The organism is Methyloglobulus sp., from assembly GCF_040079455.1.
Lineage (GTDB): Bacteria > Pseudomonadota > Gammaproteobacteria > Methylococcales > Methylomonadaceae > Methyloglobulus.
In genome coordinates, this window is the sequence record NZ_JBEBKJ010000071.1 from 1 (window position 1) to 20,189 (window position 20,189).

Below are 20,189 nucleotides of genomic sequence, written 5' to 3' on the forward strand. Positions count from 1 at the left end.
AAATAAATACAAATTTTTTATCAAGTTCAAAAAATAAGCTTTCATAGCTCACCACCAATAATTTGTATCCGCCCGTTTATCATCGTCACCATTCGGCCCTTTCCAGTCGTTCGGAATAAAGGGTTTTATGGACTTAACAACTCTGTAAAGACGTATTGCTTAGACTTGGCACCGGCGATTTCTTTCACCAATTTGGGGACTAGATAGCCAGGTAGTCGATCTTGAGCTTGTGTCATGATTCGCCTTGCATCTTCTTCTGGAATTTCAAAATGGCCTGTTCCGGTCGCTTTATCCAATAAATGTAGATAGTAGGGGATGATACCATTGGCAAAAAGCTGCTCGCTTAGTTTACATAAGCTTGCCGCGTTGTCATTAACTCCTTTTAGTAGAACAGATTGGTTGAATAAGGTAATGCCTTTATTTTTTAATAAGTTGAAGGCAGTCACAACCCGATTATTGATCTCATTAGAATGATTGGCATGAACGACAAGAACCATTTGTTTACTGCAATTTACCAGGATATTTACTAATTCAATCGTCACCCGTGCTGGCAATACGATAGGTAAACGGCTATGGATTCTGATGCGCTTGATATGATCTATTGCGTCCAATTGCTTAATAAGTTGTTCTAACCGTGCATCGCTTAGCAGCAAGGGATCGCCGCCACTTAAGATGACTTCGTTAATTGTTGGGTCGGATTTAATGTATTCGATTGCGCCGCTTTCTTGCTGTTTGCTGAGTTGTAATTCGTTATAGGGGAAGTTTCGGCGGAAACAATATCGGCAATTAATCGCACAACTACCTGTATTGATTAACAACACCCGTCCGTGGTATTTGTGTAAGATGCCTGGCTGCACAGCGGCCTGAATATCGCCGACAGGATCGTTGCTAAACCCTGAATAATCAATAAGTTCATCACGAATGGGCAATACTTGCCGCAATAAAGGATCGTCAGGATTGCCTTTTTCCATGCTGGCGGCAAAGCTTAACGGAACACGCATTGCAAACTGTTTGCTGGCGGTGATTGAAATAGGTAAGTCGTCTAGTTTTAGCTCCAGATATTCGCATAAATTTTCAATGTTGGTAAACGCTTCGGAAAGTTGCTGTTGCCAGTTAAGGGCGAAATGGAGTGCTTCTGATTGCGGCTTTGGCATGAACTGGCGTATTTAGGTTTCTTTCGAGGACAACGTCTATTATATAATGCCCCCACTTAGTTTATTGATTCGATTAGAGGATAGAATGGCTGTTTACAGTACGAGTGAGTTTAAAGCTGGATTAAAGGTCATGTTGGACAATGATCCGTGTGCCATTATTGAAAATGAGTTCGTCAAGCCGGGCAAAGGACAGGCGTTCAGTCGGGTCAAAATCAGGAATCTCAAAACCGGTCGCGTGATCGAACGCACTTTTAAGTCGGGTGAATCGCTAGAAGGCGCTGATGTTATGGATGTCGATATGCAATACCTATACGGCGATGGCGAATATCGGCATTTTATGAAGCCCGATACCTTTGAGCAGTACCAAGCGGATGAGAAAATTGTTGGCGACGCGGCAAAGTGGCTTAAAGACCAGGATTCCTGCACGGTTACGCTCTGGAATGATGCACCGCTGGCGGTTACTCCCGCCAATTTTGTTGAATTGACAATTGTTGAAACTGATCCTGGTGTGCGTGGAGATACGTCTGGCGGCGGCGGCAAACCAGCCAAGCTGGATACTGGAGCAGTGGTGCGGGTGCCTTTGTTTGTGCAGATTGGTGAAGTGATTAAGGTTGATACGCGTACCGGTGAATATATTTCACGGGTTAAATAACAACGTTATTAGTAAGGTTTGATATTGGAAGAATCGAGGATGGATTGGCAGCCGTCCTGCTCCCCAGAGTTGCTTAGCTTACGAGCGCAAACGCTACAGAAAATCCGCCGATTTTTTGCAGAAAGAAATGTGTTGGAAGTGGAAACGCCGTTATTGTGCAGTGCAATCGGCACCGACCCAAACCTGGATTTTTTCACCACGGACTATCAACTGCCGCCCAAACAACGGACGCTGTTTTTGCAGACTTCGCCAGAATTTGCCATGAAACGCCTACTTGCTGCGGGTAGTGGGTCAATTTTTCAGATCTGTAAGGCTTTCAGAAATGGCGAATCAGGGCGCTTTCATAATCCTGAATTTACTTTGCTGGAGTGGTATCGCGTTGGCTTTAACTTGTCGCAATTGATGAACGAAGTGGATAAATTGATTGCCTTTTTGTTTGATGCCTGCCCACTGCAAGCAACACAAAAAGTGAGCTATCAAAGTCTTTTTCAGCAAACGACTGGCTTGGATCCTCTGGTGTTTTCTTGCCAAGACTACGCCAAATATGCCCATGATAGCGATCTTATTGACGCGACGACCCTCTGCGGACACGACCACGTAGTCTGGCTGGATTTTATTTTTAGCCATCAAATTCAGCCGCATTTGGGGAAAAATGCCCTATGTATGGTGCATGGCTATCCTGCTTGTATGTCTTCATTGGCTAGAATTAATCAAGGTAACCCCTTAATTACAGACCGTGTTGAGCTATTTATCAACGGCGTTGAGCTGGGAAATGGCTATTATGAACTCAGTGATGCAAAAGAACAGGAACGGCGTTTTGACAAAGAGATTACGATTAGGCAAGGCAATAAACGTCCGAATGTAGTCAAGGATGAACGCCTATTAGCCGCATTAGAGCTAGGTTTGCCGGACTGTTCAGGCATAGCGATAGGCTTGGATCGAATCCTGATGTTGCTGTCGAATAGCGCAACAATCGACGACGTTTTAGCTTTTTCCATAAGCAAGGCTTAAGTTGATTGAATATTTGCTGTATTATAATCCCCTTGTTTTTATAGCAGACACGACGACGTTTCTTTAGGTTTAAATGAAATTACACATACTTATACGTTTTTTACTGCTGTGCCTGCTACTCGTTTCTCAGTCGGTCAAATCTGACGTAGAATTCATTGTTAGCGATATCCAAGTCAAGGGATTGCAACGCATTTCTGAAGGAACAGTTTTCAATTACCTGCCTGTCAATGTGGGTGAACGCTTTTCCCTAAGCAATGTCGGGCCAGCCATAAAAGCCTTATTCAAGACTGGGTTTTTTAAGGATGTTTCCCTCGAGAGAGAAGGCTCGGCGTTGATTGTTAATGTGGTTGAACGGCCGTCGATTGCAAAAATTATTTTTGAAGGCAACAAGGATATAAGCAAGGATGACTTGACTAAAGCGTTAGATAAGATCGGTTTGTCCGAAGGCAAGATATTTGACAAACAAGTGCTGGACAAAGTCGAACTTGAATTAAAACGCCAGTACCTCAGCCACGGCAAATACAGCTTAAAAATCAAGACCGAAGTGGCTAATTTGACCCGCAATCGGGTCGGTATCCGTATCAACATTTCCGAAGGCCGTGTTACAAAAATCAAGGAAATTAATATCGTCGGCAATAAGGCGTTCGATGATAAAATCTTGCTGAAAAAGTTAGAGCTAAATACCACCAATCTTCTGTCGTTCTATTCAAAAGATGACCAATATTCTAAGCAAAAACTGCAAGCTGACCTTGAAACCTTACGGTCTTATTACCTAGATAGGGGTTATATCAACTTTACTATTGAATCCACCCAAGTTGCCATTACGCCGGACAAAAAAGATATTTATGTCACCATCAATGTCAAGGAAGGTGCTATTTATAAGCTAGAAAAAGTCAAGCTGACGGGCAATCTGGTCGTGAAACCCGATGAGCTTATCAAGCTGATGACGGTAGGGCCTGGCGAAACGTTTTCCAGGAAAAATGCCACAGAAACTTCCAAAGCCATTCAGGATCGTTTAGGCGATGATGGCTACGCGTTTGCTAACGTTAATATGGTGCCGGAAATTCACGAAGCCAATAAAACCGTAGACATGGCTTTTTTTGTCGATCCTGGCAAACGCGCTTACGTGCGGCGTATCAATTACACCGGCAACACCAAAACCCGCGACGAAGTCTTGCGCCGCGAAATGCGCCAGATGGAATCCAGTTGGGCATCCAGTTCCAAAATTGAGCGTTCAAAAACACGGCTTGAGCGGCTGGGTTATTTTGAGACTGTCAATGTCGAAACCCCGCCCGTCCCTGGCACGGCAGACCAACTTGATGTCAATTACACCGTCGTCGAGAAGTCTTCCGGTAACTTATCGGCAGGTATTGGCTTTTCACAAGTACAAGGTATCGTGATTAATGCCAATTTGTCCCAGGATAACGTCTTTGGTTCCGGTAAGCGGGTCAATCTCGCATTTAACAACAGTGATTATTTGACCAGTTATCAGTTTGGATTTTTTAACCCTTATTTTACGACCGATGGAGTAAGTTTAGGGTATAACTTGGGTTATACAGATCGAAATGCGGGGCAGATTAACATTGCCAATTATTCAACGACGGTCGCTAATGCAGGTTTGGATTTAGGGGTTCCGTTGAACGAATTCGATCAGATACGGTTTGGTCTTGATCTAAAGCACACCAATTTAAAAACAGGGACGAATTCATCTAAGCAGATTAATGATTTCATAGATAAGTTTAATGATCCTTATTTGACGTTAGCGCCCTCTATTGGCTGGACACACGACACCCTAAACCGAGCAATATTCCCTAGTAGCGGAGGGCAGCAACGCTTATCTGGATTAATAACCATTCCAGGTATCAGTGATCTGGAGTACTACAAGTTGAGCTATAAGCATCAGGAATATTTTCCTCTATCATCGGACTTTACCTTCAGGTTATTAGCTGATATTGCCTATGGTGATGGTTATGGTAAAACTGATCAGTTGCCATTCTTTGAAAACTACTACGGTGGTGGTACAGGATCCGTGCGTGGTTTTAAAAACAATACGCTAGGCCCAAGAGACACGCCGATTGGAAACACCAAAAGACAACCGCTGCCTTTTGGTGGCTCCACTAAAATCGTAGGTAGTGCTGAGCTGTTTTTCCCCGTGCCTTTTTTGCAGGATGTAAAATCGGTTCGTTTAGGAGTGTTCTTTGATGCGGGACGAATTCAAAACGGCTTCGGTTTTAACAGAATGAAATATGCGGCGGGGTTATCGGGCGAATGGTTGTCACCTTTTGGGGCGTTATCAGTGAGTGCGGCAGTACCCTTGAATGCGGATAAGAAAGATATAAATCAGCCAGACCAAACACAGCCTTTTCAATTCAACTTTGGTCAAAATTTTTAATATTGTAGTTATTTGATAAAGCTACAATTTTGATGCTTATCCAAGAATTTATTGGCGTAATAGCGTTATAAGATAATCAAAGCTGCTTTGGTTTATGGATAAATTTTTGGTTTAATGGTCTTATCCCCTATAATTTAACCCACTCATAATGGGACTATGTAAAAATCAACGTTTTTACGTATTTAGATTAACTTTGACGGCTATTGACCTTCTTTGCCTTAATTCTAAAGGCGAAATATAGAGAACGTTTTTATTAATTATAAATTTTGCTTCTAATCCTTAATTTAGGGGCAATCGGATATAGGCTGCAATTATTATCCGATAAAACGTCATGCGCTTATCGTGTTTGAACTTAACGGTATATTGAATACCGTCGGTTGTTGTAAGTCTTGCAATAGCCACTTAAATGTAAAATGAATTTTTTAACTGTATGGAGATTGAATCAACAATGAAAACGAAAATAGCATTATTTATAGGATTATTTCTGGTTGCCAATGTCAGCTTTGCTGACTTGAAGATTGGGGTTGTCGAAATAGCGAAGGTTCTCGAAAAAGCTCCGCAAGCTGAAAAAGCCAAAAAGCGCCTGGAGCAAGAATTTAAGCCGCGCGACAACCAGTTAGTTAGCCAACAAAAAGAAATCCAGTCTATGCAGGAGAAATTTAAGAAGGATGCTTCTACAATGAGTGAATCCCAGCGTAATAGAACGGAAACCGATATCCAGAACAAAATGAGGGATGCTAAACGGTCACAGCAGGAATTCAGTGAAGACTTCAATGCTCGCCGTAATGACGAGTTGGGCAAGTTACAAAAGCGCATTGTTGAGTCAATCCGTGCTATTGCTAAAGATCAAGAATTTGACTTGATTTTGACCGACGGTGTTATTTATTCCAACCCACAGATGGACATAACCAGCCAGTTGCAACAAAAGCTTGCAACAATGCCTGAGTAATCAAGATCCTATTGAATTAGTCTCAATCCCGTCATATTTATTGTTAAGCCCTTAAATCTATGTCTATCACATTAGATATTTTACAGATTCAATCATTTTTGCCACATCGCTATCCATTTCTGTTGGTTGACAAAGTGATTGAATGCGAACCCGGTGTTAGGTTGCTAGGGGTGAAAAACTGTACGTATAACGAACCTTATTTTCAAGGCCATTTCCCCCAAAAGCCCATTATGCCTGGGGTGCTGATTTTAGAAGCATTGGCGCAAGCGACGGGCTTATTGGCTTCGGAATCGTCGGATGAATTAGGTGGGATGATTTATTATTTGGTTGGCATTGATAAGGCAAAGTTTAAAAGGCCAGTCGTACCTGGGGATCAATTAATGCTAGAAGCTTTGTTCGTCAGGAGCAAACGCAATATCTGGGCATTCGAATGTCGTGCCGAGGTTGATGGTGATTTTGTCGCCAGCGCTGAAATCCGTTGTGCGGCCGTAGTACCTTGAGTTTGATACATTCAACGGCAATCATCGATAGCGGTGCTGAATTAGACGGCAATGTAGCTATAGGCCCGTACAGCGTTATCGGTGATGGCGTAAAAATTGGTTCGGGTACGGTTATCGGTTCTCATGTGGTCATAAAAGGCCCCACCACAATTGGCAAAGAAAATCGCATTTATCAGTTTTGTTCGATTGGTGAAGATCCGCAAGACAAGAAATATGCCGCCGAGATAACTCGGCTGGAAATTGGCGACCGCAACACGATACGTGAATTTTCCTCCCTGCATCGTGGCACTAAGCAGGATCGAAGCGTCACTAGAATCGGCAGTGATAATCTGTTCATGGCTTATACCCACGTCGCGCATGACTGCGTTATCGGCAATCACGTTATCATGGCGAATGGCGCGTCCCTGGCAGGCCACGTACAACTCCATAGTCATGCCATTCTTGGCGGTTTTACCTTGGTGCATCAGTTTACCAAGATTGGTCAGTACAGTTTTGCGGCCATGGGCAGTGCGATAACCCAGGATATTCCGCCGTTCGTTATGGTAGGTGGCAAACCGACCAAGCCTCACGGTATCAATTCTGTCGGCATGGAACGTAATGGCATATCTGCCGAAGACATCCGCTTAATCCGTAAAGCCTACAAAATGATCTACAAGATGAACTTGCGTCTTGAAGATGCCATCGACCAAATGGAAGACTTGGCAGGCGACAGCAAAGAATTGTCGGCGATGGTTAATTTTTTGCGTAGTGTCAGTCGGGGCATATTGCGGTAAAACGAGCAAACCTTTTGTCTTGAACTCACGATGACTAATAATTCTTTGATTGAGGCAGGATGGGTAGGTGTTATTGCCGGAGTCGATGAAGCAGGTCGCGGTCCACTTGCTGGGTCTGTTGTTGCTGCTGCGGTAATTCTTGATACCAATAAGCCAATCGAAGGCTTGGCAGACTCTAAAAAACTCTCAGAAGCTCAACGAAACCGCCTTGCGGTACTTATCAAACAACACGCTTTAAGTTACTCGATAGCACAAGCTAGCGTCACCGAAATAGACCAAATAAACATCCTGCAAGCCACGTTGTTGGCTATGCAACGGGCAGTAAACGGCTTATCTTTGTTACCTGAGCTGGTTCTGGTCGATGGTAATAAGTTACCTAATCTAGCTATTCCCGCTCAAGCTATCGTCAAAGGCGACAGCAAGGTAAAAGCCATCAGCGCCGCATCCATCTTAGCCAAAGTGACCCGTGATGCGATCATGGTTGATTACCATGCCCAATATCCAGATTTTTCTTTTCACATTCACAAAGGTTACGGCACTAAACAGCATATCGCCGAAATTGAAAAATTTGGTTGCTTGGACATCCATAGACGGACATTTAATCCGGTTCGCTCAAAATTGAAGTACAACATCTTTTGAAGGAAAATATTGCATGGAAAAATACAAGCACAGAACACAGGGCATAGCCATAGGTATCTACACAACTTTTTGACGTAATAAAAACAACGAGTTGAAAAAGAAACGTACTCCCTCTCCTGCTGGAGAGGGTTGGGGTGAGGAGAATAAAATCAACTATTCATCCCCCTCATCCCAGGCTTCTCCCTCGAGAGAGAAGGGGCAGATACTTGTGTAGATACCTGTGAGCGTAGTTTAATCCAAACGCAGTTGACCTTGGGCTTCAAGCCATCGTGGATTGCAGAGAGTTTGGGGCTTTCTGTATCGACGATCACGCGGGAGTTGCGTTGCAATGGCTGGGAGCGGCCTGTGGTGAAGCGTGCTACCGCCTATTGCGGGAGAAAGTATCGTGCGGTATTAACGCAAGCACGAGCCGTTAAGACTTCTGCCAAGCCCAGAGTTGAACGTCGTTTACAGGTAGGCATGCGTTTTGGCCAAGACTGTAAACAACGTGGTTCTTCCAACAAAAGTACCTGCCGCTGAGCGGTTGCCTTTGCCTTTGATCAAGATGCCCTACCAGTAGACAGGGAATAAGCGTTATCTGGAACAACCATGGATAAACATGAATTTGCTATATGCGTTGATAACCACGGTTATGAGGTCTCGCTCGAAATGCGGAAACTTTATGAAATCATAGTGGACGCTGACGCGGAAAAACATAATCAAATCCGAGTTATTGATGAATCAGGCGAAGATTATCTCTACCCTGCCACTTTATTTGACCGCATTACGCTCCCGCCACATGTTATGGAGCGTGTTTTCCATGCACAAACTTGAGTTATTAGTCCATATGAAGTGCAACGGAATAGGGGACATTGAAGCCACGAAAACCCCGGATTCCGCAAAGCTCCATCTGGGGCTACTTGCTGCAATGATAGTAATAATTACAACATTTGCATTTTTATTTTTAATAGCGTACAGCAGCGGATTTTTCATTAAGGCAAGCAGCCTTGTATACTTCTGTTGCGTTTGAGTTGTCTCCAATTTTCATCCATTCGGTATCGTTGCCATCTTGCTTATCTTCATCACGAAAAACTTTTTTCTTGCAGTCCATTTGCCAAAATCCATCTGTTACTTCTTCTTTTCCGTTTATCTTATATAAGTCATTGTACGAAAAATAAATTATATTTCCCTTTATTTTGGTAACTCTAAAAGTTTTCGCTCTTGACATAATATCCGAGCTTAAATTGAGCTGATAAACATCATCAGGCTTTGCAAGAGGTGCTGAAAACACGTTAAAAGATACTGTGAATAACAAAATAGTTGATAGTATTTTCATTTTAATCTCGGATTGTGTTTCAAATTTGATAAAAGTATAGGGTAATTGCATTAATACATACGAAAATTGACATAAAAATAATGCATTCAGAAATGTAGTCTATATTTTCATGGCTTTTTAACCATCACCAACAACCCGCCAACAATCAAAGCCCCACCGATAAGAATACGTAGCGTAATCACTTCTTTGAGCAAAAGCCAAGCGAGTAAGATAGCGACCACGGCGCTGCCTTTGTCAATCAATGCGACGGTTGCCACATCGCCCAGTTTCAGCGCCTTATAGTAAAAAATCCACGAGAGTGTGGTGGTGAGAGCGGATAGACCTAGCCAAAGTATGTTTGTCCGGTTGAGCAATGAATAATCGCTAGCGGGTATGACTGTCGCTGCAAAGCCCAATACAAATAAGCTGACAAACAGGGTACGTATGGTGAGGGCGAGGTCGCCGGAGATACCGGCCAAGCCCATTTTGGCGATTACGGAGGTAAATCCGGCAAATAGCATTGAAAGGAATGCGTAGGCGACCCACTTTTCCATGGGTTTATTGCTTTTGGAAGTAATAAATCACAGCACAAACAGCCAGTTGCAAAAAAATGAAGCCCCAGAAATACAAGCCAAATAGGATGATTTTGACTTGTTTGGGTTGTTGGGCGGCATTGAGTCTGAGGATTAACAGGCTAAGTGCTGATGAAATAATCACCAGCACCGTGCCTATTATCGCGTATGACATCCTTAATCCCGGACGGGGGAGGGTGCTAGTACCATACGTGTGCCGTTGGTTTCTGCTGGGCTAACAACTCCGGCGGCTTCCATGTCTTCAATCATTGTGGCGGCACGGTTGTAGCCGACTTTAAAACGCCGCTGAATGCTGGAAATTGAGGCTTTCCTGGATTGGGTGACAAATTCCACGGCTTGGTCATATAAGCTGTCTGATTCTGGATCGCTGCTATAACTACCGCCAGAGGTGCCGAAACCGTCGCTATTTTCGAAGCTTTCCTGGGTGATTTCGTTCAAGTAATTTGGCGGCGCAGTCTGTTTTAAAAATTCAACGACGCGATGCACCTCGTTGTCGTCAACAAAAGCGCCATGTGCACGAATGGGTATGCTGGTACCGGAAGGCAAAAACAGCATGTCGCCGTTACCTAACAGGGCTTCCGCGCCACCCTGGTCGAGGATGGTTCGTGAATCTATGCGGGATGAAACTTGAAAAGAAATCCGCGTGGGAATATTAGCTTTAATCAATCCGGTCAAGACATCCACCGATGGACGTTGGGTAGCTAACACTAAGTGAATACCAGCGGCACGGGCTTTTTGCGCCAGCCGTGCAATCAATTCTTCCACTTTTTTGCCAACAATCATCATCATGTCGGCTAATTCGTCGATGACGATGACGATGCTGGGCAAAGTTTCTAGTGTTGGGAATTCCTCACCCTCGGCCAATGGGTTTAGCATTTGGAACATGGGGTCACGAATAGTTTTGCCATTGGCAGCGGCATCTTCAATCAATTGATTGAAACCGGCAAGGTTTCTAACGCCCATCTTTGACATCAGCTTATAACGCCGTTCCATTTCCGCCACTGCCCAACGCAACGCATTTTGGGCCTCTTTCATATCGGTGACGACTGGTGTCAATAGATGCGGAATACCTTCGTAAACAGACAATTCCAGCATTTTCGGGTCGATCATAATCATCCGTACTTGTTCGGGTGTTGCCTTGTAAAGCAAACTCAAGATCATGGAGTTGATGCCAACCGACTTACCTGAACCGGTTGTTCCCGCGACCAGCGCATGGGGCATTTTGCCCAAGTCGGCCATAAGTGGTTGGCCTGATATGTCCTTGCCCATTGCAAGCGTCAATAGGGAAGGGGATTTTTCAAAGGATCGTGATGCCAGCAGTTCGCGTAAGGTGACCATTTCACGTTCGCGGTTAGGGATTTCCAGGCCGATCACCGATTTGCCAGGAATGACTTCAACGATACGTACGCTAGTGACGGACAATGCCCGTGCCAAATCTTTCGATAAGCTACTGATACGGCTAACTTTAACACCCGCTGCGGGTTGCAATTCAAAGCGCGTAATCACAGGGCCGGGCAGAAAGCCTACGACCTCTACCGACACATTAAAATCGGCGAGTATGGCTTCCACCAGTCGAGACATTTCTTCCAAATCGCTTTGGGTATAACCTTTAACGCGGGTGTCGCGGTTATCAAGCAGCGTTAATGCGGGTAATACTTCGCCATTGCTGGCTTTTTGGCTAGGTCGTGGAGATTGTTGTTTTTGTGGTTGTTTTGTTAGCTTATCACCAGATTTTTCGATAGGGCTGAAAATGTTGGAGATAAGTTCGGGTAATTTTACTTCAGGTACTGGGCTTTTTGTGGTGCTACCGCTAGATGCAGGTATTGATTGCGATGATGTTGTAGGTTTGCTTGATGAAAAAGCAGGTTTAAAATATGCCTCTAATTTTTGCTCAGTAAATCCAGCCACAATGGCCGGCCTTGGTCGGTTGCTAACCAACTCCCAGAAACGCAGTACGCTACTTCCAACCGCGTCCACCAATTGCACCGAGTATTTTCCGATGAGATCTAAAATCGTCAACCAAGACATTTGCGTAGCTAAGGTAACACCCGCCAGAAATGAAGCGATTAATAGTACCGTCGCGCCAGAATTGCCACACAAAAGCAGTAAGGCATCGCCAATTTCTTCGCCGATAATACCGCCCGTATTGCCAGGGAGTTCCACGCCAATTCTTAAAACATGTAGATAAAACAACGCGGTGCTGGATAAAATTACAATCACAGAGCCTAATCCGTGTAATGCAATGATTGTTTTTCTGCGGTTTTCTATCTCGCGGATATAAACATAGTACACATGCCTTATGATAACAAAGGGTATCAAGTAAGCGACTATGCCAAAGAAGCTCAAACATAAATCTGCCAACCACGCGCCGACTACGCCGCCTGCATTGGTGACAGTTTGTGCGGTGCTACTGTGCGTCCAGCCTGCATCTTCAGTATTGTAGGTAAATAAAGAAATCAAGAAAAATAATGAGCCAGCGAAGAAAACCAGCACCGCCACTTCCCGTAAACTCCGAAATGTTTTTTCTTCTAGTACAACTGCCATAATAGAACCCGCGATAAAAATTCTAATGAAACATGATTATAGACCAATAATGAAAGGTTTTACATTAATTGAACTAACAAAAAATTAAAAATCTTGATTACGTTCATCTACCACTTCGCACCCACCAGCCACCAGTTAAAAGACGAACGTACCGGTAACAAATTCCGTATCGGCGATAACGTGATGGTTAAAGTCGCGCGAGTAAGTCTGGACGATAAAAAAATTGATTTTGATTTAGTGCTTAAAAAATCTGGGGCAAAAAAGGCAGAAGTTGCCGGAAAAACAATCAGGAAGCGACGCAAAAAATAAGATCTAAGGTGTTGCGCCGCGTACATAAGGCAGATAAAACTGATTGATCACCTATGTAGGGCGGTTAACCGCCCTATTTTTCCGCCTTACCAATGTTTATTGGACTTGTTCCATTTGTACAGTACAGCAGCAAATAGATTGTATGCAACACGGCAAAGTGGCTTTACAAGTGGAAGTCCAAAAAGCTTCGATTTCCAGCTTTCGCTAGGCGAATTTCGCCAAATAGCCAAAAAAGCGTCAAAACCGATTTGAAGTTCGCCTTTTTCGTCAATGACATGCAATCGTTCCCTGACAAATTCAAGATCGGCATGAACCTCTGATATAAGATCATTGTTCTTGTGGACATCATTCCACTGGATTTCACACCGGTTTTCCTTGGCCATCTGGCTTTCAATTCCAGCCTTACAAACGGGACAAGCCGAGTTGTAATACACCTTCATTTTCGATTGATTTGGCATATCTAGATTTGCTTAGGTGTGATGAGGGAGTTTGCTGGTCGCTCTATTTTTTGGATTGGGTTAACTTTTTGAATTCAAAAAAACTTAAAATGCTGGGGTTCGTTCCTCACCCCAGCCTACGAGCAAAAAATCAACGACACTGGCCCCATTAATTTTGAATGATGGGCTAGGCACTTGCCTGATTTTTCTTCCCTTTAACCAAACCACCAAAGTAAAAGCCAACTATGGTCAAGACTGATGCTTTTAAATGCTCTGGAATATTTCCATTTGGAGTATTTATGGTGAGATATACAGAGGCACAAACTAAAATAAGTGCAATTAAGCCAGAAATGTTGAAGACTTGGTTAATCCAATCAACTCTTTCTCGATCTTTATTGCTGGCGCTTTCCAGTTGCTGTATAAGCTGACTTTCTGAGTCGGCGTATCCTTTATGCTGCTTGGTAACAATTACCCACTGCGTTAAGGTTTGGCTATTGTCACTATATTCAATCTGAGCAACGTTACCTCCGAGGAACTCATCTTGGCTCAAGATTTTATGTCCAGTGCTTCTAGGCTTAGCTGACTTGATATAGTCCAAAATTACGCTACGGTCTTTACTCATTATCTTCGACCTCTACTAGCCGTGCCCTTTTTAGATATTCGTCAACTCGATCGCCAATATTCACTATTTTTGCGAAGTTGACATCAGATTCAGTAACGCGAAGATCATTAATCGATTTTGGCATTGGGAGGGTGGCTCTATGTCCATCCACAGAGACCAATGTGTGTTTATCCACAAATGATGACCCGTATTTGACGACATATTCTACTGATACAGCATGTGGGTCTGGATGAGATGTTGCCCATGGCTCATTAAACTCTCTATATGAGTCAAAATCAGCCCTATCTATATGCAAGTTCAAATCATTTTTGTAGGTAAATGAACCTGACTCGTCATCTACAATCCAATCCTCTTGCGACGATTTCGCCAAGATTTCTTGAACTTCAGTAAGTTTCATTGTTTTCTCCTTGTTGGTTCGTTCCATATAAATTGCCTAACTACAATTAGCCATCCTAAAAGAAGTAAAACTTTGCGTCAAATAGATGCCTAAATGTTTGTTTGAATATAAATAACTTTTAAAATCAATCATATAATAAAAAATACATTTCCTATAATCAATAATACATACGGCTTCTGTAACTTTAAAAGACTGAATGTAGGCATTAAGCCCAAAGATACAAGATTACTTCCTCGTTAAAGCATAGCTAAATATCACTATTTAACAAAACACTGCTTCTCTGCATGAGCCTCGGCTTCTTTCAGTTGTTTCCGTAAATCTTTGGATTGCTTGGGATCACGGAATACGCCGCCAGCTTCGCCGGGCGTACTTTTTAGCATTGAGAAAGTGCGGGCCGTTTCATATTCGGCAAAATTGAGTTTTTCGGCGATTTTATCTATTTTGCAGCCGCAGGCGTACTGGGTGATGTAGCTGAGTCCGCCGTGCTGGGCAACACAGTTTAAAACGTATTCAACCCGGTCTCGGGTGGGGTAATCGTTAACTTTAGCTACTTGCGCTTGTTCAGGCGTTTTTTCTGATGTCGCTTTATCTGTTGTGGCGCAGCCAGTCATTGCAACCATCGTAAACAAGCCAATTAGAAGATGTGTTTTATTTTTTTTCATGGGTAATATTTTTCCAATTAAGTTAGAAACTGCGCTGTAACTAATGCAACCAAAATAAGCGGATTTTGAATAGTTGGTATTAACCAAAAACTCTCTTTCTCCCTTAGGGATAAAGTCGGGATGAGGGTTTATAAATTTAATCATTTAACCCCTCACCCTAGCCCTCTCCCTCAGGGAGAGGGCATATACCCAGCTTATTCTTCCGCCGCAAAATCGACTATCTTTTTCAATACTTGATTCATTTTAACCGAAAATTCATTTAATGCCTTATTGTCGGTGTCCGTGGGCAATAAATGGGTTCTAATGATGGTCTTACCCTGGAATTGGTAGGTGACTACATTGCAGGGCATGTACCGGATGGTATGTGGGGACATTAGCAGGATTTTCTTGGCTTCGGTCAGATTACAAAATTGTACGGTATCGTATTCGGGGAAATCTTTTGTGCCACGGTCGCGGATAACTTTACCGACGCGGCTATGTCCGGTTATCCTGAAGTTATTCTCGGCGATGGCGACTTCAAGTTCAGCTAACACATCGTCGTAAGGTTTGTGCGTTTCAACCTGATAATAGGGTACAAACTCACCGGGAGGCTGTGTTGCACAACTTGCAATGAGTAGTAAGCTTGCGAGAATGATACATCGTGTGAACATCTTATGACCGAATCGTTAAAAATACAGGGCAGAGCTTAGCATTATGGGCACACAAACAAAAGTAACGGGCGTGATTCTTGCCGGTGGTCTTGCGCGGCGTATGAATAACCGTGACAAAGGGCTGGTTCGTTTTAAAGGCCAGCCTATGGTGAGTTATGCCATCGCCGCCATGAATGCAGTCGCAGACCAGACGATTATCAATGCCAACCGGAATATCGCTGAGTATAAAGAGTTCGGTTTGCCGGTTGTTAGTGACCAAACAGACAGCTTTGATGGCCCTTTGGCGGGTGTGTTAACAGCGATGATGTTTGCGGAAACCGGATTATTGTTGGTAATGCCTTGCGATTCGCCTTTAGTTAAAGCGGAGCATCTGCAAAAATTGCTATCGACACAGGAAACATCTGATGCCGATGTTGCGGTCGCCTTTGATGGTGAACGCTTACATCCGGTATTTTTTGCGATAAAAGTGATATTAAAACCTAATCTGCAAGACTATCTGCTAAATGGACAGCGTAAAATCGATCATTGGCTGGAGAAGCACAAAATGGTCACAGTAGATTTCAGTACTGAGGCGAAGATTTTTATAAATATCAATTCTATGGCAGAATTGTCTGAGTTAGAGACGCGGCGTGAAAGGTAGGCATCTTCACCAGGAATGACCAGGCCAAGCTTGTTTTCTAGGACTATAGCAGCTGTCTGTGAACGCAGTGAATTTAAAAGGCTCAAAGCAAAACAGCGGACTTTCGTCTTTATGGGGATCTCTAAAAATTCCCTTGTAGCTTTAACCCACAACCTAATATAGGGTCGCACTTCAATATGAGTCGTTACGATAGAAATAGAAACAAAAAATCCAATAACACGATTTTTATTTTAGCTATCCTGATTTCCTTGGCTGTTGGAGTCAGTGGTACGTATTATGTTATGGAAAACCTCAAGAACCTTAAAGAGGCAGAAACAACGGTTTCGGATAAAGTGCCAGCTAAGGAAATCGCTGCTGCAGAGGGATATCCCGATGAGCAACAATCTGCAGCGGATGAGCAGCTAGAATTCCTGTCCGCAGAACCGGAAATTCTGGCTAGCAACGATACTGAATCTTCAACCCAACAATCGGACTTACCCGATTTACTAAGCAGTGACGACTATGTGCGGCAAGCACTAGTCAATATTTCTCCAAGGTTTGCCCAATGGCTTAATGTTGATCAGTTGCTCAGGAAGTTTGTACTTATAGTCAATGATTTTGCTCAGGGTTTGCATAGTTCCAAGCATATGAGTTTTCTTAGGCTTGCGGAGCCATTTTCAGTAGAGCAGGGCGCAAATGGTACTGTTATTGCAACTAAAAGTTATCAACGCTACGATAAATTGGCACAATCAATCCAGACTATTGATGCAAAATCCGCAGTAGCACTTTACCAAAAACTCAGGCCGTTAATGCTACAGGTATTTGCTGAATTCAGTTATCCGCAAGACATAACATTAGAAAGCATCGTCAATAAAGCGGCAGGTGAAATTCTTGCTGCCCCTGCAATTGAAGAACAAATTACTCTGGTAAGGCCATCTGTTTATTACAAGTTTGCTGATGCTAAACTAGAAGCGCTGAGTCCAGTCCAGAAACAGATAGTACGCATGGGGGCTGCGAACACTCGCATTATTCAAGCTAAATGCCGTGAATTTTTGGTGCAGTTGGCTAGGTCAGGCTTATAGAGCATAGGTATTTACACAACTTTTCGGCGTAATAAAAACAACGAGTTGAAAAGGCAACGGACTTCCTCTCCTGCTGGGTTGGGGTGAGGAGAATAAAATCAACTGTTTGTATCCCCTCATCCCAACCTTAACGGCGCAGGCTCCATACCTGCTGCCGCACTTCCGCCATCCTTGGCGGTCGTCCCTCAAGGGAGAAGGGTCAGATACTTGTGTGATACCTATGCTTATAGAGGGGCAAGATTTGGTATCCCTACTTATGACAAAGCAAAATCAATTCACTGGAATCAACCGATATCCTTCAGTCCTGCTGTTCCAGGATACAAACACGGCCTGATTATTACTCAGCAAAAACGGGAAGTCAGCTTCGGAACTGAATTGTGCAACAGGCTTAGGCGGTAACCAAGTCTCGCCGCCATCGTTTGAATGCATCACAAAAAGCTGAGTTTGGCGGCCATTAAATTCTGTCCAGGTTAGGATGACATGTTTGCCTCGCGCCATAATATCGGGATGGCTAGGCATATTTTTCAGCTCACCGAAGGCCAACGGTTTTGAAAAATGCTGTCCTTCATCGGTCGAATAGGCATAAAACAGACCTTGACGGACACTGCCTTGAGTAAACCAAACTATGTGGTATCGGTTGTCATCACTGATAGAAATTGCCGGCCCATGTTCTGGGCAACCTTCGATAATCCAGTTGTCAAAGGTGACCCGCCAGGTTAGCGGTTCTTTGTCATCATCAGCTTGCGTTATCAATAAACCATGGTCTCGGATACCGACAGGGTAAATAAAGCGTGTAAATAGAACGGCTTGGTTACCCTTATCAAAAGCGGTAGCAATACGACAGCAATCGCATAAGGTGTCGGAAATTTTTTGTGCAGATGCGCTTGTCCCAGTATTGCTGTCAATGGATGTGTAATAGATGGCATTTCCTGGTTGTTGCCAGTCGGTGCGGTTACGCTCATCATGCCAAAAGGCGTAAACTTTACCGTCACGGTTTACGCCAAATCGACCTTGAAATGTGTTGGCATCTGCGGCTTTGTCGCTTAGCGGCATCGGTTTTGAAAAACTGAGTCCGTTATCTTTAGATACGCTATAGAAGATGGCGACGGGCTGGGTGCTTTCAGCCGCATAAATCACGTAAATATGGCCAGTGCGATCAACAACAATACTCGGCCTATTTTCACCACTTACTTTGATTTGTTGTGATTCATTATTGATGACAATGGGAACGCTAAAGGTTTTGCCCAAATCATCAGAAACATCGATATAAATATGTTTTTTTTCTGGTACTACCCGCCATAAACGACCGTCAGGATCGAAAGCTGTAGAAACGAACAAGCCACCGCCATCAGGATAATGGCTGTAATTTGTTGTCCCAGCACCCAAATTAACTTGATTTGAATGACTGCAAGAAGAAATTAGCGCCAACGCAATACTCGTAAACAACAATAATCTTAACGGATGACCGCTATGTTGCAGTAGTCGTCCAAAAAATCCCTTTTGGGTAGTTTGAACGTGGTTGTGGGCCGCTGGTTTTTTCATTGGATGATCTTTAAATCGGTAAAACAATTTGCTTAAGAAGTTTTAAAAAGTTGCTACAAATCGGTAAGTAATCCGGTAATCAGGGTCAGTTTGGTAGCCATTGGTGTCTTTGACGATGGGGGCGCCAATTGACAAGGCAGTATTCCAGCTTTTGCCGCCAGAATATCGAATACCTGGAGAAATAAATACGGTGTTGCCGCCTGAGTTAGGGTCAATTATGCCGTCAGTCTTTTGGTAATCCTGCCACTCGCCGTTGAGTTCCAGAACCGCAGTCCACGGTGCATTATTGCTGGACGAGAAGAAATTATTGCGCGCAGGCGCGCCAAACGCATAAGACAGGGCAAAGTTATAACCGAAAATATCGCCGAGATCAGTTTTTTGTGCGCCTGTGGTGGCTACGGTATATAGAGCGCTTGTGTCAAACGAAAAACTTCCCATTGCACGGGTAAATGAAAGTCCAAAAGAAGGGCTCCATGCGCCGCCACCCGGTTGGTGATGGGCTTCAAAAGGACTGCCGCTATGCCCCTCTTCCTCTCCATGGTGATGTGCTGACGGAGCGTCGGTCTGGATGCCCGTTTGTCCGGTTGGGGTTTTAAGCCCTACAACCAAAGATGCATGATTCAAGTTATCATCGCTGTGATAAAAGCGGTATTGCCCAAAAAAAGAAACATCCCCAAAGCCGCTAGGATCACCTAGGTTAATTACTTCGCCCCCATCCTCATCCGGTGAGCGGACGTTAGATCTCAGCACATAAGGAATTCTGAGCCCTAGCGTCAGATCGTCAGTAATGCCGTAAGCAGCAAATATTGAAGGCTGTAAAAAAGTTTCTACATCGTGGACATCACCGTGTGTTTTGCTCTGCGAAAGTAATTGCTGGTCTGAAATGCTGTCGAAGTTTATGAATTGCGTGATGATCCCGCCTGCCCACATGCCGGTAGGTAGCGTTACCCCCGTTTGGGTGATTATGGGCGATGCCGTGCCTATGCCGAAGCCCAAAGAACCGTGGTCGGCTGAAACAATTGTGCTGTGCGTCGTAAATACGGACATCACAGCCATCATTGCAAACAATTTATTTGATGTATTCATAGCTGGCTCTCAGTAGTATGTTTATTGAATTAATCGAAAATATCTGCGACAGCAGCCAAAAATCATACTGTTGCTAAAAAATTTACTGCATTTTTAAGGGCATCATATTACTAGACAAAGGACTCGCTAGCAAAAACAAGTGTGCGTGTGTATTTTTAAGGCTAAAAGAAAAAAGATTTACTCTCTGAGACCTTTGCACAAACAGCAGAAACTCCGGCTGACTGGTCAAAAGCCGATTTTTTTGAATTGGCATTCACCTTAATGGGCGGTATTCGGCTGAAA

24 protein-coding genes and 1 pseudogene are annotated in these 20,189 nt (G+C 43.7%); 12 read left to right on the forward strand and 13 right to left on the reverse strand.

Going from position 1 to position 20,189, the window contains the following annotated elements; translation table 11 throughout:
• Nucleotides 1-125 precede the first annotated feature (125 nt).
• Nucleotides 126-1,154: an EF-P beta-lysylation protein EpmB gene (epmB, locus tag ABL924_RS13990; protein WP_349027712.1), complete on the reverse strand. Its 1,029-nt coding sequence runs from the start codon at nucleotides 1,152-1,154 to the stop codon at nucleotides 126-128.
• Nucleotides 1,155-1,239: 85 nt separating this feature from the next.
• Between epmB and efp the strand changes: the two genes are divergently transcribed.
• The 8 genes from efp (at nucleotide 1,240) to ABL924_RS14030 (ending at nucleotide 8,589) form a co-directional block, all read left to right on the forward strand.
• The gene (efp, locus tag ABL924_RS13995) at nucleotides 1,240-1,806 is read left to right on the forward strand and encodes an elongation factor P (RefSeq protein ID WP_349027713.1); all 567 of its coding nucleotides are present in this window, start codon (nucleotides 1,240-1,242) and stop codon (nucleotides 1,804-1,806) included.
• 39 nt (nucleotides 1,807-1,845) lie between these two features.
• Nucleotides 1,846-2,817, forward strand: a complete 972-nt coding sequence (gene epmA, locus ABL924_RS14000) for an EF-P lysine aminoacylase EpmA (protein ID WP_349027735.1) — start codon at nucleotides 1,846-1,848, stop codon at nucleotides 2,815-2,817.
• Between the two features lie 73 nt (nucleotides 2,818-2,890).
• Nucleotides 2,891-5,209 carry an outer membrane protein assembly factor BamA gene (gene bamA / locus ABL924_RS14005; RefSeq protein WP_349027714.1) on the forward strand — a complete coding sequence of 773 codons (2,319 nt, stop codon included), beginning with the start codon at nucleotides 2,891-2,893 and terminating at the stop codon, nucleotides 5,207-5,209.
• 448 nt (nucleotides 5,210-5,657) lie between these two features.
• The gene (locus tag ABL924_RS14010; RefSeq protein WP_349027715.1) at nucleotides 5,658-6,158 is read left to right on the forward strand and encodes an OmpH family outer membrane protein; all 501 of its coding nucleotides are present in this window, start codon (nucleotides 5,658-5,660) and stop codon (nucleotides 6,156-6,158) included.
• Between the two features lie 59 nt (nucleotides 6,159-6,217).
• Nucleotides 6,218-6,658 carry a 3-hydroxyacyl-ACP dehydratase FabZ gene (fabZ, locus tag ABL924_RS14015; RefSeq protein WP_349027716.1) on the forward strand — a complete coding sequence of 147 codons (441 nt, stop codon included), beginning with the start codon at nucleotides 6,218-6,220 and terminating at the stop codon, nucleotides 6,656-6,658.
• Nucleotides 6,655-7,431, forward strand: coding sequence for an acyl-ACP--UDP-N-acetylglucosamine O-acyltransferase (gene lpxA / locus ABL924_RS14020; RefSeq protein WP_349027717.1), 777 nt, complete (start codon nucleotides 6,655-6,657; stop codon nucleotides 7,429-7,431). Before fabZ ends, lpxA begins: the two co-directional genes overlap by 4 nt.
• 30 nt (nucleotides 7,432-7,461) lie before the next feature.
• Nucleotides 7,462-8,070, forward strand: coding sequence for a ribonuclease HII (gene rnhB, locus ABL924_RS14025; protein WP_349027718.1), 609 nt, complete (start codon nucleotides 7,462-7,464; stop codon nucleotides 8,068-8,070).
• Nucleotides 8,071-8,322: 252 nt separating this feature from the next.
• Nucleotides 8,323-8,589, forward strand: a complete 267-nt coding sequence (locus tag ABL924_RS14030; protein ID WP_349027719.1) for a hypothetical protein — start codon at nucleotides 8,323-8,325, stop codon at nucleotides 8,587-8,589.
• Here the strand turns inward: ABL924_RS14030 and ABL924_RS14035 are convergent.
• Nucleotides 8,536-8,643: pseudogene (locus ABL924_RS14035) on the reverse strand (IS30 family transposase); the annotation flags it as partial. The gene ABL924_RS14030 and the pseudogene ABL924_RS14035 sit on opposite strands and share 54 nt — an antisense overlap.
• Nucleotides 8,644-8,658: 15 nt before the next feature.
• Between ABL924_RS14035 and ABL924_RS14040 the strand changes: the two are divergent.
• Entirely contained in the window at nucleotides 8,659-8,883 is a 225-nt protein-coding gene (locus ABL924_RS14040) for a hypothetical protein (protein ID WP_349027720.1), read from the forward strand.
• 130 nt (nucleotides 8,884-9,013) lie between these two features.
• Here the strand turns inward: ABL924_RS14040 and ABL924_RS14045 are convergent, their stop codons facing one another.
• The 4 genes from ABL924_RS14045 to ABL924_RS14060 form a co-directional block, all read right to left on the reverse strand.
• Complete coding sequence (locus ABL924_RS14045; RefSeq protein WP_349027721.1) at nucleotides 9,014-9,385, reverse strand: hypothetical protein; 372 nt, start codon at nucleotides 9,383-9,385, stop codon at nucleotides 9,014-9,016.
• A 107-nt stretch (nucleotides 9,386-9,492) separates the two neighbouring features.
• A complete protein-coding gene (locus ABL924_RS14050; protein ID WP_349027722.1) occupies nucleotides 9,493-9,918 on the reverse strand; it encodes an EamA family transporter in 426 nt (141 codons plus the stop codon).
• Between the two features lie 4 nt (nucleotides 9,919-9,922).
• Nucleotides 9,923-10,111 (reverse strand): hypothetical protein, encoded by a 189-nt coding sequence (locus tag ABL924_RS14055; RefSeq protein WP_349027723.1) that lies wholly within the window; start codon nucleotides 10,109-10,111, stop codon nucleotides 9,923-9,925.
• A gap of 2 nt (nucleotides 10,112-10,113) precedes the next feature.
• Complete coding sequence (locus ABL924_RS14060) at nucleotides 10,114-12,501, reverse strand: DNA translocase FtsK 4TM domain-containing protein (RefSeq protein ID WP_349027724.1); 2,388 nt, start codon at nucleotides 12,499-12,501, stop codon at nucleotides 10,114-10,116.
• A 93-nt stretch (nucleotides 12,502-12,594) separates the two neighbouring features.
• Here ABL924_RS14060 and ABL924_RS14065 point away from each other — a divergent pair, with 93 nt between their 5' ends.
• Nucleotides 12,595-12,810: a hypothetical protein gene (locus tag ABL924_RS14065; RefSeq protein WP_349027725.1), complete on the forward strand. Its 216-nt coding sequence runs from the start codon at nucleotides 12,595-12,597 to the stop codon at nucleotides 12,808-12,810.
• An 86-nt stretch (nucleotides 12,811-12,896) separates the two neighbouring features.
• Here the strand turns inward: ABL924_RS14065 and ABL924_RS14070 are convergent, their stop codons facing one another.
• The 5 genes from ABL924_RS14070 to ABL924_RS14090 form a co-directional block, all read right to left on the reverse strand.
• Nucleotides 12,897-13,268: a DUF393 domain-containing protein gene (locus ABL924_RS14070; RefSeq protein ID WP_349027726.1), complete on the reverse strand. Its 372-nt coding sequence runs from the start codon at nucleotides 13,266-13,268 to the stop codon at nucleotides 12,897-12,899.
• 166 nt (nucleotides 13,269-13,434) lie between these two features.
• On the reverse strand, nucleotides 13,435-13,869 hold the full coding sequence (locus tag ABL924_RS14075) for a hypothetical protein (protein ID WP_349027727.1): 435 nt from the start codon (nucleotides 13,867-13,869) through the stop codon (nucleotides 13,435-13,437).
• On the reverse strand, nucleotides 13,862-14,266 hold the full coding sequence (locus ABL924_RS14080) for a hypothetical protein (RefSeq protein WP_349027728.1): 405 nt from the start codon (nucleotides 14,264-14,266) through the stop codon (nucleotides 13,862-13,864). The genes ABL924_RS14075 and ABL924_RS14080 overlap by 8 nt, the downstream gene beginning before the upstream one ends.
• Before the next feature lie 257 nt (nucleotides 14,267-14,523).
• Nucleotides 14,524-14,928 carry a hypothetical protein gene (locus ABL924_RS14085; protein ID WP_349027729.1) on the reverse strand — a complete coding sequence of 135 codons (405 nt, stop codon included), beginning with the start codon at nucleotides 14,926-14,928 and terminating at the stop codon, nucleotides 14,524-14,526.
• A 194-nt stretch (nucleotides 14,929-15,122) separates the two neighbouring features.
• Entirely contained in the window at nucleotides 15,123-15,578 is a 456-nt protein-coding gene (locus ABL924_RS14090; protein ID WP_349027730.1) for a DUF302 domain-containing protein, read from the reverse strand.
• Between the two features lie 43 nt (nucleotides 15,579-15,621).
• Here ABL924_RS14090 and mobA point away from each other — a divergent pair, with 43 nt between their 5' ends.
• Both mobA and ABL924_RS14100 read left to right on the forward strand, forming a co-directional pair.
• Entirely contained in the window at nucleotides 15,622-16,218 is a 597-nt protein-coding gene (gene mobA / locus ABL924_RS14095; protein ID WP_349027731.1) for a molybdenum cofactor guanylyltransferase MobA, read from the forward strand.
• Nucleotides 16,219-16,394: 176 nt separating this feature from the next.
• Nucleotides 16,395-17,279 (forward strand): DUF3014 domain-containing protein, encoded by an 885-nt coding sequence (locus ABL924_RS14100; RefSeq protein ID WP_349027732.1) that lies wholly within the window; start codon nucleotides 16,395-16,397, stop codon nucleotides 17,277-17,279.
• 270 nt (nucleotides 17,280-17,549) lie between these two features.
• On the opposite strand, the gene ABL924_RS14105 is transcribed toward ABL924_RS14100, so the two are convergent.
• A complete protein-coding gene (locus tag ABL924_RS14105; RefSeq protein WP_349027733.1) occupies nucleotides 17,550-18,821 on the reverse strand; it encodes a sialidase family protein in 1,272 nt (423 codons plus the stop codon).
• 42 nt (nucleotides 18,822-18,863) lie between these two features.
• A complete protein-coding gene (locus ABL924_RS14110) occupies nucleotides 18,864-19,907 on the reverse strand; it encodes a transporter (protein ID WP_349027734.1) in 1,044 nt (347 codons plus the stop codon).
• Nucleotides 19,908-20,189 lie beyond the last annotated feature (282 nt).

What these genes read in the sequence shown, in the direction of transcription:
- ABL924_RS14080 (WP_349027728.1), bottom strand. Translation starts at nt 14,266, where the DNA reads ATGAAACTTACTGAAGTTCAAGAAATCTTGGCGAAATCGTCGCAAGAG.
- ABL924_RS14010 (WP_349027715.1), top strand. Translation starts at nt 5,658, where the DNA reads ATGAAAACGAAAATAGCATTATTTATAGGATTATTTCTGGTTGCCAAT.
- ABL924_RS14060 (WP_349027724.1), bottom strand. Translation starts at nt 12,501, where the DNA reads ATGGCAGTTGTACTAGAAGAAAAAACATTTCGGAGTTTACGGGAAGTG.
- ABL924_RS14050 (WP_349027722.1), bottom strand. Translation starts at nt 9,918, where the DNA reads ATGGAAAAGTGGGTCGCCTACGCATTCCTTTCAATGCTATTTGCCGGA.
- ABL924_RS14090 (WP_349027730.1), bottom strand. Translation starts at nt 15,578, where the DNA reads ATGTTCACACGATGTATCATTCTCGCAAGCTTACTACTCATTGCAAGT.
- ABL924_RS14055 (WP_349027723.1), bottom strand. Translation starts at nt 10,111, where the DNA reads ATGTCATACGCGATAATAGGCACGGTGCTGGTGATTATTTCATCAGCA.
- rnhB (WP_349027718.1), top strand. Translation starts at nt 7,462, where the DNA reads ATGACTAATAATTCTTTGATTGAGGCAGGATGGGTAGGTGTTATTGCC.
- bamA (WP_349027714.1), top strand. Translation starts at nt 2,891, where the DNA reads ATGAAATTACACATACTTATACGTTTTTTACTGCTGTGCCTGCTACTC.
- ABL924_RS14070 (WP_349027726.1), bottom strand. Translation starts at nt 13,268, where the DNA reads ATGCCAAATCAATCGAAAATGAAGGTGTATTACAACTCGGCTTGTCCC.
- mobA (WP_349027731.1), top strand. Translation starts at nt 15,622, where the DNA reads ATGGGCACACAAACAAAAGTAACGGGCGTGATTCTTGCCGGTGGTCTT.
- ABL924_RS14075 (WP_349027727.1), bottom strand. Translation starts at nt 13,869, where the DNA reads ATGAGTAAAGACCGTAGCGTAATTTTGGACTATATCAAGTCAGCTAAG.
- fabZ (WP_349027716.1), top strand. Translation starts at nt 6,218, where the DNA reads ATGTCTATCACATTAGATATTTTACAGATTCAATCATTTTTGCCACAT.
- ABL924_RS14110 (WP_349027734.1), bottom strand. Translation starts at nt 19,907, where the DNA reads ATGAATACATCAAATAAATTGTTTGCAATGATGGCTGTGATGTCCGTA.
- ABL924_RS14040 (WP_349027720.1), top strand. Translation starts at nt 8,659, where the DNA reads ATGGATAAACATGAATTTGCTATATGCGTTGATAACCACGGTTATGAG.
- ABL924_RS14085 (WP_349027729.1), bottom strand. Translation starts at nt 14,928, where the DNA reads ATGAAAAAAAATAAAACACATCTTCTAATTGGCTTGTTTACGATGGTT.
- ABL924_RS14045 (WP_349027721.1), bottom strand. Translation starts at nt 9,385, where the DNA reads ATGAAAATACTATCAACTATTTTGTTATTCACAGTATCTTTTAACGTG.
- epmA (WP_349027735.1), top strand. Translation starts at nt 1,846, where the DNA reads ATGGATTGGCAGCCGTCCTGCTCCCCAGAGTTGCTTAGCTTACGAGCG.
- efp (WP_349027713.1), top strand. Translation starts at nt 1,240, where the DNA reads ATGGCTGTTTACAGTACGAGTGAGTTTAAAGCTGGATTAAAGGTCATG.
- ABL924_RS14105 (WP_349027733.1), bottom strand. Translation starts at nt 18,821, where the DNA reads ATGAAAAAACCAGCGGCCCACAACCACGTTCAAACTACCCAAAAGGGA.
- ABL924_RS14100 (WP_349027732.1), top strand. Translation starts at nt 16,395, where the DNA reads ATGAGTCGTTACGATAGAAATAGAAACAAAAAATCCAATAACACGATT.
- epmB (WP_349027712.1), bottom strand. Translation starts at nt 1,154, where the DNA reads ATGCCAAAGCCGCAATCAGAAGCACTCCATTTCGCCCTTAACTGGCAA.